Here is a 13,814-nt window from a genome sequence, read left to right as displayed (position 1 = left end):
CATTTTACTTTTTGTTTCGTTTTTATTTTTTATATTTGAAAAACGAAACATATCGAAACACTTATGAAACGAAACGAAGAACTCAGCAAGTTAACCAATGTTGAAGAATGGGATTTTATTGTAATCGGAGGAGGAGCAAGTGGTTTAGGCTCAGCATTAGATGCTGCCAGTCGAGGGTTTAAAACCCTTCTGCTTGAGTCTCATGATTTCGCAAAAGCCACATCCAGCCGCAGTACAAAACTGGTTCACGGAGGTGTACGATACCTTGCACAGGGAGATATCGGATTAGTAAAGGAAGCGCTTAAAGAAAGGGGACTTCTGTCTCAAAATGCTGCCCATGTAGTCAAAAACCAATCATTCATTATCCCAAATTATACTTGGTGGAGCGGAATTTATTATAAAATAGGTTTATCCATCTATGATTTTCTTTCCGGCAAACTCAGCTTAGGAAAAACAAAGTATATCAGCAGAACCGAAACCATTGAAAAACTGCCGACTATTGAACAAAATGATTTATCAAGCGGCGTGGTCTATCAGGATGGTCAGTTCGATGATGCACGATTAGCCATCAACCTGTCACAGACTGTCATAGAGAAAGGAGGAAGCGTCCTTAACTATATGAAAGTGACCGGGCTTTTAAAAAACAGTTCAGGAAAGATAAATGGAGTACTGGCAGAAGACCAGCTTTTACACGGACAATATGAGCTTCGGGCAAAAGCCGTTATTAACGCAACAGGAGTATTCACCAATGACATTCTGAATATGAATAATGCAAGACATGGTAAATTTGTTGTTCCCAGCCAGGGTATCCACTTGGTACTGGACAAATCATTTCTCAAAAGTGATGACGCCATCATGATCCCTAAGACATCAGATGGAAGAGTTCTGTTTGTGGTACCTTGGCATGACAGAGCCCTGGTGGGAACTACAGACACCGTTCTGGAAACCCCGAGCTTTGAACCGCAGGCTCTTGAATCTGAAATTAATTTCGTATTAAATACAGCCGGACAATATTTAGCCAAAAAACCAACAAGAGATGATGTAAAATCTATGTTTGCAGGATTACGACCGCTGGCAGCACCCAAAGAACGAGGTAAAAACACAAAAGAAGTTTCCCGTAGCCATAAAGTCATCACTTCCGATACAGGATTGGTTTCCATTATCGGAGGTAAATGGACCACGTACCGTAAGATGGCGGAAGACACCATTGATAAAGCTGTAGAAATCCTTCATTTACAGGGAGGACCTTCTCAGACAGAAAATCTATCGATCCACGGTAATATAAATGCCGGACTTGTCGACCGAAGCAGCCATCTGTATGTATATGGATCAGATATTCCGGCAATACAGTCACTGCAGAAAAGCAATCATCACTATGCTCAGAAAATTCATCCTGATCATCCTTTCACTATAGCAGAAGCCGTCTGGGCCCTGAGATATGAAATGGCGGAAACAATAGAAGATATTCTCGCCCGCAGAGTACGACTTCTGTTTTTAGATGCGAGAGCTGCAATTGAAAGTGCCCATAAAATTGCGCAGCTTATTGCCATAGAAAAAAAATATTCTCAGGAATGGGCAGATAAACAGGAAAAAGAGTTTATTGAACTGGCACAGGGATACCTGCTAACTCCCTACTACCCTTAAACAATCACTCATAAAAACTACACAATATGAAGAAAAAATTAATCCTCGCTCTAGATCAGGGTACTACTTCCTCCAGAGCCATCTTATTCAATCACAGCGGAGCAATCGAATACAGCTCTCAAAAAAACTTCGAACAGATCTATCCTACTCCCGGTTGGGTTGAGCATGATCCGAACGAAATATGGTCATCCCAAATATCTGTTGCTGCAGAAATTATTGCAAAAGCCGGAATTTCCGGATTGGAAGTCGTCGCTATCGGCATCACTAATCAACGTGAAACGACTGTTGTCTGGGATAGAGAAACAGGCGAACCTATTTATAATGCTATTGTATGGCAGGATAGAAGAACTTCAAAATACTGCGATGAATTAAAAGAAAAGGGGCATTCTGATATGATCAGGGAAAAAACCGGACTTGTTCTGGATGCTTATTTTTCTGCAACCAAATTAAAATGGATCCTGGATCATGTAGAAGGAGCAAAAGAAAAAGCTGAGGAAGGCAGATTATGTTTCGGAACTGTTGACACATGGCTTGTCTGGAAACTTACCCGGGGAAAGATGTTTATTACCGATGTTTCCAATGCCAGCAGAACCATGCTTCTCAACATTCATACTTTAGAATGGGATCAGGATCTTTTAGATCTGTTTGACATTCCGAAATCTATACTTCCTGCCGTAAAACAGAGCAGCGAAATTTATGGAGAGACTGCTACCACTTTGTTTTCAACCAAAATTCCGATTGCCGGAATTGCGGGAGATCAGCAGGCTGCCTTATTCGGACAGCTTTGCGTAAATCCCGGCATGGTAAAAAACACCTATGGAACAGGATGCTTCCTGTTGATGAATACAGGAAAAGAAGCCGTTTCTTCTAAAAATAATCTGCTCACAACTGTCGCCTGGAAGATCAATGGAGAAGTGAGCTATGCACTTGAAGGAAGCGTTTTTGTAGGGGGTGCTGCAATCCAGTGGCTGAGAGACGGACTGAAAATTATCCGTTCAGCAAAAGATGTGAATGACCTGGCAGCAAGTGTTGAAGACAACGGTGGCGTTTATTTTGTTCCGGCACTTACAGGATTGGGAGCGCCTTACTGGGACCAGTATTCCAGAGGAACGATTGTAGGGATAACACGTGGAACGACAGACGGCCATATTGCGAGAGCCACTTTGGAAGGAATAGCTTTTCAGGTTTATGATATTGTCAAATCTATGGAAGCCGATTCGGGAAGACCAAGCCTTGAGCTCAGAGTAGATGGAGGAGCTTCCGCAAGCAACCTTCTGATGCAGATACAGTCTGATCTTTTCGGATTCAGGATTACAAGACCAAAAACTCTGGAGACCACTGCGTTAGGCGCAGCTTATCTTGCAGGATTAGCTGTGGGATACTGGAAGGATCTTCATGAGATCCAGTCTCAATGGATCGTTGATAAGGATTTCCATCCCAAAGTAGATAAAGAAAAAGCAGATCACATGATCTATTTTTGGAACAAAGCCGTGAAGCGCTCTCAAAGCTGGACCGAAGATTAAATATTAATATAAAAAAACTACTTATGACCCCATTTATCTCAGAACTCATAGGCACAATGCTTATGATATTATTAGGCAACGGTGTTGTAGCAAATGTTGTCTTAAAAGGTACCAAAGGAAATAATTCGGGATGGATCGTCATCACAACGGCCTGGGCACTGGCTGTTTTTGTGGGGGTCACCGTGGCAGGGCCGGTGAGTGGTGCTCACCTGAATCCGGCCGTATCAATCGGGCTGGCTGTCGCAGGAAAATTTTCATGGAATCTGGTTCCCACCTATATAGCCGGACAGATGCTCGGCGCAATGCTTGGAGCTTTCCTCGTATGGCTTTTTCATAAAGATCATTTTGCTGTAACTCATGACAAAGGAGCTAAACTGGCATGTTTCAGCACCGGTCCCGCCATCAGGAATACCTTCTCCAATCTCATCAGTGAGGTCATCGGAACGTTTGTTCTGGTATTTGTCATCTTTCATTTTTCCGATCCCAGCATTGCCATGAATGCAGACCCAACAGCTAAAGTGGGACTTGGCTCCGTGGGAGCACTTCCTGTAACCTTATTGGTTTGGGCTATCGGTTTATGCCTGGGAGGAACAACCGGATATGCCATTAATCCTGCCAGAGATTTAGGCCCCAGAATCATGCATGCAATACTTCCCTTAAAGGGCAGCAGTGATTGGAGGTACGCCTGGATTCCTGTTGCAGGTCCTGTTCTGGGCTGTATCATTGCAGCAACATTATTCGGAATCTTAAAATAAATACCTCTATGAAAGTTTTAAAAATTGCAGGCCTGATTATTTTGGGTACAGGAAAACTGTGGTGTCAGGACAATACCGAACCCAAGAAAAACAACAGACTAGATTTCACTGCCAACATTCAGAATAATCATCTTTGGAGAGGCCTGATCATCACAGACAAACCTGTAGTAATGGGAAATCTATCGTATGCTTTCGATTCTGAAAAGAAGTGGAAAGCAGGAATCTGGGGAGCCTCTTCTCTGACAGATGATAATGACGGAACACATTACAAGGAGATCAATTATTATGTCCAATATTCAGACGGAAGACTTTACATCGGATTATGGAATCTTTTTAATTCAAGAAACATCAATACTGCAGTTGCTTCAGAAGATCCATTTCATTATTCACGGACAAGAACGGCTCATATTATTGACCTTCGAACCAATTATACATTTGGATCCTCTCTCCCATTGAATATTGAAGCTGACATCATGCTTTATGGAGGAGCTAATGCAGGAGAAGTAATTTTAGAGCCTGACGGAAGCTATAAAAAGAATAAGTATTCTACCTACATCCAGGCAAGCTATCCTTTTATTGCAGGACAGAAAGCCGACCTGAACGCTTTTATCGGTGCAGGATTTTCGCTCAATGACAGAAATTTTCTCTATGGAAACGGTACAAACAGTTTCGACATCGTTAACGTTGGCTTAAAAGCCGGCAAAACGCTCAAAATTACAGAACACTACCGTCTTCCTGTTACGATGATGACCATGTGGAATCCTTCGAAAAAGTATGCAAGAATTCAGCTGGCAGCCACTGCTTTTTAACGCAGAACAATGTATACTTATCAATAAAATCGAAACTAACCGTATTTTACCTTTTTATTCTAATTTTGATAAACAGGAATATACATATATTTTCAGCGCATTGCTTTTTACAATCTGAATTCTTCTATTTATTCCGGCGGAAGGAAAACGGTTTTAAGTACAACGGGAGAACTATTGACCGTCAACGCATTCCGGGCATTCAGATAGTAAAGACAGAAATTTATTTTACCTCCTAGATTAAACAGATTGGATCAAACAGAAATCCAATGCCGGAAACCTCAAGTCTTATGTGATTTCACATTAAAAAATCTCCAATGTCAGTGATTGGAGATTTTTTAATGTAGGTTACACCCTGCTATCTAAGCTCTATCAAATTAAATGGTAATTTATTAGAATTCCTGTACAACTCTTTACCATCCGCATCAAATGCTTTTCCGTGGAAAAAACCGGGATTTTCATAATAACTCATTTCTATAGTTCTGAATTTCTCTTTAGAGACCCTAAAGATTTTCTCATCGCTGCGTATATAAATGGGCAAAGACTTATTATTAATCCCAACTGCTTCAAAATGGAAATCTTCTTGAGAATCATACATTTCCAATATCAAACCGGGCAACCCTTCAAATTTATATGGTCCATTATAGATGGGAATTTCCTTTGCGTACCATGCAGTATACACCCTTCCGGCATACGCAAGCGTTGCCTTTTTACAATCGTAGTTTAAGACTTTTTTTGAACCTTCTTCCAGCTTCCAATCAAAATCGGGTTTTATCTCATTATATTCATAAAGGTTTTTAAATCTATCCTGTACCGTTAGTGAATCATATTTTTTTACAATTACATTTGACCATGCGACTTTTACTTTTAATAATTCTTCAACTTCCTGCGCACCTAAATACTTTTTATCATTGTATTTCTGAACTATAGAATCATATCTTAATTGATGATAATCAAAAAATTTTGACATATTATTACCAATTTGAAGTAAGCATACGGTTTCCTTTTTGCTGGTTGATTTACTATCAGCCCTGAATTTAACTTTATAATAAATACTGTTTGTGCCTTTACCTAATTCTTTAATACGAAGAGGTGTATTCTTAACAGAGAAGTTTGACTTAAATTTAATTTGACCTTTTAATGGTAAAAATGAAAAAATCAAAATGAGCAAAATATTTTTCATAGTAAATTTTTATATGCCAACTCTGATAGCAGCCGGCAATACTGTCTATATAAACACTGTTGCTTATATCTTTAAAATGATCTGCAAATAGCAGATTTAATTTTGGTTGACGATCTAATCATTATTTTAATCTGGATATGGTCCACACTGTTGATCTGTGAAATAGTTCGCATCTGCACCGATTTCTTCAAAATCTGAATAATGATTGTTATCCAAATAAAACACTTTTCCGCACCACGTTTCAATCTCCACCCAATCGTGTGCTTGGGATCCGGCATTTAACAGTGTAGATTCTATTTTGTCACCAGATGCTTTTTGCAAATCACAAACATCGTTCTGATTATCTTTTGCGCTCATCATTCATACAGCACAGAAAGCTGCCGGAAAAAGTAATTTTTTTCATAATATTAATTGTATTTTTAAGTTAACAACACTAAATTAAAATTAAAAGCGAAAATAAACAAGGTTTTTTTGAAAAAATAAGTTATTTTTTTTATTTGATAGCATAACTTTTTTTGAAGATATTTTTCAGTATATTCGTGTTTATTTTAGAATTATTTCATTTGTGCAACCATTATAAATAATGAAAATTCTTCAACTTCTTTTTGCAATCCTGTTTTTGGTTTCGTGCAGCGAAAAAAAAACACATTCTTATACATTTTATTATTGGAAAACGAATCTTGCATTAGATCACGCTGAAAAAAAAGCTTTAGCAGAATCTACAACGCATTTTCTCTGCACGAGATTTTTCGATGTTGACAAAACAGACGGAAAATTCGAACCTGTTGCAGTCATTACCAAAGACAGAAGTTTCAGTACAGAAAAAGAAATCATCCCTACCATATTTATCACCAACCGCACATTTTTTAAAATTACAGGTGATGAGATCGACTTTCTTTCTAAAAGCATTGATGACCTGATTAAGAAAAAAGTTAAAAACTATCAGCTCTCTGCCAGTAACGAAATTCAGATCGACTGCGACTGGACCGCAGGAACCAGAGATGATTATTTTAAATTTTTGAAGAAATTAAAGCAAATTTCCGGAAAAGAAATTACCTGCACACTTCGCCTTCATCAGGTGAAAGACAAAAATGTCATGGGAGTTCCGCCGGTAGAAAAAGTATATCTCATGTGCTACTCCACTTCTTCGCCTTTAGAAAACTCAGATAAAAATTCAATTTTAAATGTAGCTGTTCTGAAAAGCTATTTATCAAAACTTGAGGAATATCCGTTAAAAAAAATCGAAGTTGCCCTGCCGATCTATTCCTGGGGAATCGTGACCAATCATTTAGGAAAACATAAGCTTATTAATGCATTATCTGAAAAAGATCTTGAAAATCCGGATTTCAGAAAAATATCCGACCACGAAATTGAAATCACAAAAGACGGTTTCTACTTTAATCATTTCTTAAGTAAGGGCTTCAGAGTAAAGACCGAAGAAATACCGGGAGAGGAAATTGATCAGGTGATCCGTTTTTTAGATAAAAAAATCGGCAACTATACTATCATTTATTATCAATTAGATAGTAAATTTGTAAAGGACAGAGATTTTTGAAAGTCAGTATTTTAAAGTCTGAAAAATATCAATTAGTTATATCATAAATATATTAATGGTATTTAAGAGAATAATGGCTCTAAAAATGATAAATGATCTGCAAAAATGAACTTCTTGCCTCATTAAAAAAGACAAAACACCAAAAATAAATATGAAAAAGTACATTCTATCATTAGCAGTTGCATCCCTTTTCTATACTCAGGCCGGAGCCTGCGCCTGGGCAGATCCTGATTATGATTATTTTAATCTTTTTACCCAGAGCATCATTAAAGATAAGTCTTACCTGCCTTTTCTCCACAACTATTCGTCAAGATTCTATACTGATTTTAAAACTTCTCAGATTCCTAATGAGAATATAGAGTCATGGAGAAAATTCTTTAATAACAAGTTTACTTATACTGAAACCGACTACCTGGTGAATAAAATCCCCATGAATGACCTTAATGCTCTCAAGAAAGGGAATTCGGGTAATCCGCTGCTTAAAAAAGCAGGTACGGATTTCTATGCAAAGTACCGTGAAGGGATTGACTATCTGATTGAAGCAAAATATCTTGAGCCTTACATGGAAATCAATTATGTAGAAACACCTGACTCTTTTTATTACAGGGAAAATGAAAACGATAAAAACGCCACGCAGCTGGACTACACAAAAACGGTTTCAGCTTTGACGTCGCTGTATAATGCAGCCAGAAATCCCGAAATCAAACAGCGTTACGGATACCAATTGGTAAGATTCAATCATTATACAAGAAATTTTGATGCGGCGCTTGATGCTTTTAAAAAATATGTGCAGCCGATTTCTTTAAAGGGTGCAGCTTATTATATGGCACTGGATCAGTTAGCGGGTGCGCAGAGAGGATTACAAATGGGAAGTGAAGCCAACTGGAATTTCTTTCAGGTTTTCAAAAACAGTAAAAACCGGAAAGAGTCAGCATTCATTTCCATGAAACTTTCCGACACTGCCTCATTCAATAATATTCTGAAAAGAGCGGGAAATAATGAAGAAAAGAACATGGCGTATTTTCTGTTAGGATATGAAGATTTTACCAATCCGATCCCTATGATGGAAAAAATGTACGATATTGACCCCAGTTCGGAAATTCTGAAAGTGATGGCTGCAAGAAGCATCAATGAACTGGAACGAAGCTATCTCCCCACTTATTACTATGAATCCAAGGATCAGGGAAAATCTATTACTGAAAAAACAACATCCAATACAGAAGCAAAGAAGAGCGAAAAGAAAGAATTAAGCTTTTGGCAGAAAATTGTTCTGTTCTTTAAAAACCTGTTCAACTCTGATTCTGATAAAAATAAGGACGGAAATAAAAATGACCAGAGTGATGATGAGTTGCTTGAAAATCCTGACCGAATTCCTTTTTATACACAAAATCAAAGTTACTATTATGATAACAAACAGGTAGATTTCCTTAATGACTTAGAGAAGTTCACCGATAAAACAAAAGAGAAATCAACTGACGAATACTGGCAGATCGCCAATGCCTATCTGAAATTCCTGAAAAAAGATTATCAGGCAAGTACAGAAATTCTGGATGAGATCAAAACTAACAATCCTGAATATCTTGAAGAGATCAAACGGATGAAAGTTCTAAACGATATTGTTTCGCAGCCTAAGATCGATGCAGAATACGAAGATCATTTAATAAAAGACTACGCAGATTATTTTGTTGAAAAGAAAATTGAAAAAGACAGTTTAAATGACGAAGGTTACGATAACTATGGATCCCAGCCCTCAACCGCTTCATTCCTGAAAGATGTTTTGGCAAACCGTTATTTTCTGCAGGGTGAAGACGGAAAGTCATACCTGATGAATAATAAATTATCTGATCTTCAGTACAACCCAAATTCAACATTGGTCAAAAGCGTGGAAGATTTTTACAGAAAACCAAACAAGACACAGTTTGAGCAACAGATCATCGCTAAAAACATGGACAATGTAGGGAACATTGATGCATTTTTTACTGTTATATACGGTGACCGTTCGATGCGCCTGGCTGATTTTGACAAAGCAAAATCCTATTACCAAAAAGCTCAGAATTTTTCAGGAATCCCAAGAGACAACTATGAAACTTATAACCGGGAAACCGGCAATTATGAGAAATTGGTTTATGACGGTCAAAACTATGACGGCTTCAATAACATTCCTGATTTAGTTTTTGGTCACAATGTTTGGGAAAGCTTTCAAAGCACTGATTCTGAAAGTATGCAGGGAGAAGACTACACTGCATTTCCTTTTATCAAAACAAAAATGAATAAACTTCAGTTGGCAGAAGCTCTGATCCAGCTTAAAAAAGAAGGAAGCGGGAAAGATCAAAAGGCAGCGCATGCCAACCAAATGATTGGAAATCTTTTGTACAACACCTCTGTACTCGGATATTACAGAGAACTGTTTGTGATGGATATTGATAACAGCAATGGCGGTAAATATGATTTTTGGCAGACTGGTAAGAAAACCCCTTACCAATACTATTATAAAAATTTCACATCAACGACTTATATTGAACCTGATAATTTCGATTTAGCTTTGCAGTTTTACCAAAAAGCTATGAACATTTCGACCGACAAAGAGCAGAAAGCAAGAATCCTGTTTCAGATGGCGAGTGCAGAGCAGGGCAAATATTATCAGTATGAAGCAAAAAATCAGTCAAATACTGATTATTCAGATCCTCAATGGTCAGAAAAAAATGATGCTTATCAAAAGCAGATGAATGATGTTAAAAATCAGAAGTACAGAACTTATTTTGCTCAGCTGAAGGCTCAGTATTCAGATACAGAAGCCGCAAAAACCATTTTGGGAAGCTGTAGTTATTTTGATTATTTTATGAAGAGATAGTTTGAAATGAAAGCCTGCAACTTTGCAGGCTTTTATTTTAACTCAATCGGATTATAGGGTTTAGATCTAACTTTATCATTTATCGCATGACCCTCCGCATCATAAGAAGAACCTGAAAAAAAAGAAGGGTTATCATGATAAGATTTTTTGATTTTTCTAAATCTCTCTCTTGTTACTTTAAAGATGCCTTTTTCATTTCTTAAATAAATTTCCTTTGGGGTTTTATCAAGAGCCACAGCAGTAAAATGATAATGATCTTTATCATCCCGAAGTTCCATGATCAAACCAGGCAGACCGTTAAAGAGATAAGGTCCGTGATTTAGAGGAATATCTTTTGCAAACCAGGCTGTATATTTTCTTCCTCTGAAATTTGTTACTGCTTTGTGACAAATATGGTCAAGAATAACTTTAGTCTCATCTTGCAGTATCCAACTGATAGCGGGTTGTTCTTCGTCATATTGATAGCTGTCTTTTATCCTATCCTGCACTGTTAAAGAATTTTTCTTTAAATCTTTCAATACAACAGTCTTCCACTTCGGATAGACAGAAAACATCTGATTCATTTCTTTCACACCAATATTTTCTCGTTTACTGAATTTTTCAGCTAAAGAATCGTACCTGATTGTATTCAATTCACAAAATTTGGAAAATTCAGCACCTACCTGTAAAATACAGATCACTTCTTTCTTTTTCCCGGACTTTGGATTTAATACATAAGAAAGTTGGTAATATATATTTTGAATGCTTTTCCCATATTTTTCAGAGCTATATTTATCGGGCGGTAATGAAAAACTTCCTGATATTGATTGAGATTTAATACAAATAGATAGGAGAAAACAGGCTAATATGATCATATTACATTTCATAAATAATAAAATTAAGAAGGCTGTAGATATTTTTGAACAGCGTTAGTTTTATCTGAATAGTAATTAGTCACATTTTGCGTCATTGAAATCTTGTTGCGCATCCAAAAAATCTGCAACAGTTTTATAGTTTCCTGCCTGCATCCAATACACTTTACCACATGGTGCTTCAAATTCAATCCATTGTGGAGGTAAATTTTGAGTGCTTATCACCAAAATTCCAGTTTTTTTTAAGCGTATTAGCTCGACAGTTTTAAATTCGGAAATTTTTGCAGATGTAATTTTTGCATTCAATAATGCAGCAATTCCTAATGCTGATACTGATAATAATTTTTTCATCGTGTAAATTGTATTCTGTTAACATTTTAAAACTAAAACTAAAAAAAATGCTATCCAAAACTTTACATAGAAAAATAAAATTATGACATTATTTTAAATTACTATTTTTGAATTTTAATTAATAAACCATTTAACTTATATTTTATTAAACGATAAATTATTACTCAAAATAAATTTAAAACGACAGATGTTAACAACTGTTAACAAAAAGTTTAAAACATTATACAGAAGTCAAAATAATTCAGCTTTCAACAATAAGAGATCTCCATAAATCAGGCTTGGAGACATTGGTTTTTAAATTTGCTTACGCTTTTGAAGCCATTCCTCATGTTTCCTTTTAAAAAATTCATGTTTATAGTTTTGGTTTCTTTTCGCTGCATCAATTGAATGTGAAGCATGGATATCCTCGTCCTCTTCAGCAAAATCTGCCAATTTTTCGTAATAACAGTGAATCTGATCAAGCTCCTTTTCAGTCAGATCCTCAATATCGACCATGCGGTTGCTTGCTTTTTCGTTGGCTGCAATAAGCTCATTCAATTTAATCTGAATTGCTTTGGAATCTTTGTTCTGAGACTTTTGAATAAGAAAAACCATTAAGAAAGTAATAATTGTTGTGCCGGTATTAATGATAAGCTGCCAGGTTTCCGAATATTTGAAAACAGGTCCGCAAATAGCCCAGATAATAACGATTGCAACAGCTCCGATAAAAGCATATGAGCTGCCTGTAAATTTTGTTGACCAGTTTGAAAACTTTTCAAAAATGCTTCTGTCCGATTTTGACATTGTTTTTTAATTTTAATTAAAAATACACAAAACTTTCCTAGATCAAACCCATTTCTCTGGTATATCTTCTAACGGACTGAATTTGAAATTTCTTTCAATAAATAGAAATAGAAAAGCCGGTATTCTACAAGAATCCGGCTTCTCATTCTATTGTTTACAAATCAAAATGCTCCAATAAACTGAGCCCCTTCTTTATTAATAAGTTTTGCACCTTTTGTAACGGCACCTGTCTTTTTGTTAATAATATAGATGTTTCCGTTCTTCCCTACTGCTGAAACCGGAATGATTACATCATCACCATACACAAGAATTCCCTGATGCTGGAAGAAATACATATCGATCTCGTAAGGCAGATCCACTCTCTGAGCGGTACGGGCATTGAGGTCTACTCTTGCAAGAAAGCTTTGGGGCTGTGTTGTAAGTGGTGATGCAGGTGCATTGGCGTAAGAATACATAACGTAGGCAATTCCGTCCCCTGCATATTTCCAGTTTTCTACAGTTGACCCTATAATTCCTAAAGCTGTATCCAAGCTTAGAACATAAGAATTATCATACTCATTATTCTGATTAATTTTCAGAATATGAGCTCCGTCAGAATCCCTCTGAGTTGCCTGGTAGATGTTTCCGTCATCCCCTAAATAACTGTTCATACTTCTGTATCCGGAAGTATCGCCGTGACTTACTGTCGAAGTAATGACAGTAGGATTTTGCAGTGACGGATAGTCGAAAACAACTGTTTTCGAGCCCAGACGTGTGTAAGATCCTGTTTGATTCAAACCTGTCGCAGGATCTGTTTTACGCATCCATGTTCCTACTAAAAGTTTATTTCCTGCCCTGTTCAGAACAGGGGCATCCATTCTCCAGATATGATATCCCAATTGCTCTTCATCTGCCGAAAGGGGAATCTTTTGCGTTGTTGTTGCTTTGATCGAAGGATTTTTAAGATCAAAACTTACTAAAGTAGCATCTCCCCTGGTGTAGGCAAATGAGCCCGATGCATTGGTTCCGTTAGTAAATCCTGCAATATTGGCTGCTACACCTGTATTGTCTCCGTCGTAAAGTTTTCCCCACCGTGGTGACGCTGTGGCATACTGAGCAATACTGACGCTGGCCCCTTCCTGCTGAAAACTGTTTCCTCCTCCTACACGGAATTTGCTGAAAATACCACCATTATCACCTGTGTAAGGAATATTATATACAAAATTGCCATCCTGCGAAGCATTCAGACGTGCGGTACGGTTGGAAGGGACTACATATCCGTTACTGAAAATACTGAATTCCTTATCGGGGTTTTTGGCATCCGCTAAATTAACAGAATAAATGACCATTCCTCCATTGCCATCACCCGGAGAAGTCCCTTGCAATGATCCTGCAAGAGTAATCCATCTTTCATCTGCTGCTGCAGATTCCGTAACATCAAAATTGTCTGAAGTACAATTTACAGCGGTAAGGGTCATTCCTAAAAAAGCTGTTATTTGGACGATGTTTAATAATTTCTTTTTCATTTTTTAA

The 13,814-nt window shown here is 37.3% G+C and carries 12 protein-coding genes; 6 read left to right on the top strand and 6 right to left on the bottom strand.

The genetic code is table 11. From position 1 onward, the window contains the following. Positions 1-63: 63 nt before the first annotated feature. From AC2A07_RS14790 to AC2A07_RS14775, 4 genes are read left to right on the top strand one after another with little or no spacing between them, the layout of a single operon-like run. Positions 64-1,644, top strand: coding sequence for a glycerol-3-phosphate dehydrogenase/oxidase (locus AC2A07_RS14790; RefSeq protein ID WP_484051053.1), 1,581 nt, complete (start codon positions 64-66; stop codon positions 1,642-1,644). 26 nt (positions 1,645-1,670) lie between these two features. Then, a complete protein-coding gene (gene glpK / locus AC2A07_RS14785) occupies positions 1,671-3,167 on the top strand; it encodes a glycerol kinase GlpK (protein WP_484051052.1) in 1,497 nt (498 codons plus the stop codon). 23 nt (positions 3,168-3,190) lie between these two features. Further along, positions 3,191-3,922 (top strand): MIP/aquaporin family protein, encoded by a 732-nt coding sequence (locus AC2A07_RS14780; protein WP_484051051.1) that lies wholly within the window; start codon positions 3,191-3,193, stop codon positions 3,920-3,922. Between the two features lie 8 nt (positions 3,923-3,930). Continuing rightward, positions 3,931-4,731 (top strand): hypothetical protein, encoded by an 801-nt coding sequence (locus tag AC2A07_RS14775; RefSeq protein ID WP_484051050.1) that lies wholly within the window; start codon positions 3,931-3,933, stop codon positions 4,729-4,731. Positions 4,732-5,086: 355 nt separating this feature from the next. Here AC2A07_RS14775 and AC2A07_RS14770 read toward each other — a convergent pair whose 3' ends face one another. Together AC2A07_RS14770 and AC2A07_RS14765 are read right to left on the bottom strand one after the other, a co-directional pair. Beyond that, positions 5,087-5,911 carry a GLPGLI family protein gene (locus AC2A07_RS14770; RefSeq protein ID WP_484051049.1) on the bottom strand — a complete coding sequence of 275 codons (825 nt, stop codon included), beginning with the start codon at positions 5,909-5,911 and terminating at the stop codon, positions 5,087-5,089. Positions 5,912-6,037: 126 nt separating this feature from the next. Next, positions 6,038-6,232: a hypothetical protein gene (locus AC2A07_RS14765; protein ID WP_484051048.1), complete on the bottom strand. Its 195-nt coding sequence runs from the start codon at positions 6,230-6,232 to the stop codon at positions 6,038-6,040. A gap of 262 nt (positions 6,233-6,494) precedes the next feature. On the opposite strand from AC2A07_RS14765, the gene AC2A07_RS14760 reads away from it, so the two are divergent. Continuing rightward, the gene (locus AC2A07_RS14760; protein WP_484051047.1) at positions 6,495-7,466 is read left to right on the top strand and encodes a hypothetical protein; all 972 of its coding nucleotides are present in this window, start codon (positions 6,495-6,497) and stop codon (positions 7,464-7,466) included. 151 nt (positions 7,467-7,617) lie between these two features. Continuing rightward, entirely contained in the window at positions 7,618-10,317 is a 2,700-nt protein-coding gene (locus tag AC2A07_RS14755; RefSeq protein ID WP_484051046.1) for a hypothetical protein, read from the top strand. A 32-nt stretch (positions 10,318-10,349) separates the two neighbouring features. On the opposite strand, the gene AC2A07_RS14750 is transcribed toward AC2A07_RS14755, so the two are convergent. The 4 genes from AC2A07_RS14750 to AC2A07_RS14735 form a co-directional block, all read right to left on the bottom strand. Next, positions 10,350-11,171 carry a GLPGLI family protein gene (locus AC2A07_RS14750; RefSeq protein ID WP_484051075.1) on the bottom strand — a complete coding sequence of 274 codons (822 nt, stop codon included), beginning with the start codon at positions 11,169-11,171 and terminating at the stop codon, positions 10,350-10,352. Positions 11,172-11,246: 75 nt separating this feature from the next. After that, complete coding sequence (locus AC2A07_RS14745) at positions 11,247-11,519, bottom strand: hypothetical protein (RefSeq protein WP_484051045.1); 273 nt, start codon at positions 11,517-11,519, stop codon at positions 11,247-11,249. Between the two features lie 294 nt (positions 11,520-11,813). Then, on the bottom strand, positions 11,814-12,302 hold the full coding sequence (locus AC2A07_RS14740) for a low affinity iron permease family protein (protein ID WP_484051044.1): 489 nt from the start codon (positions 12,300-12,302) through the stop codon (positions 11,814-11,816). A gap of 161 nt (positions 12,303-12,463) precedes the next feature. Then, on the bottom strand, positions 12,464-13,807 hold the full coding sequence (locus AC2A07_RS14735; protein WP_484051043.1) for a hypothetical protein: 1,344 nt from the start codon (positions 13,805-13,807) through the stop codon (positions 12,464-12,466). Positions 13,808-13,814 lie beyond the last annotated feature (7 nt).

Source organism: Chryseobacterium sp. HNCC26DJ238 (genome assembly GCF_057180465.1).
This window is presented reverse-complemented; position numbering and strand designations above follow the sequence as displayed.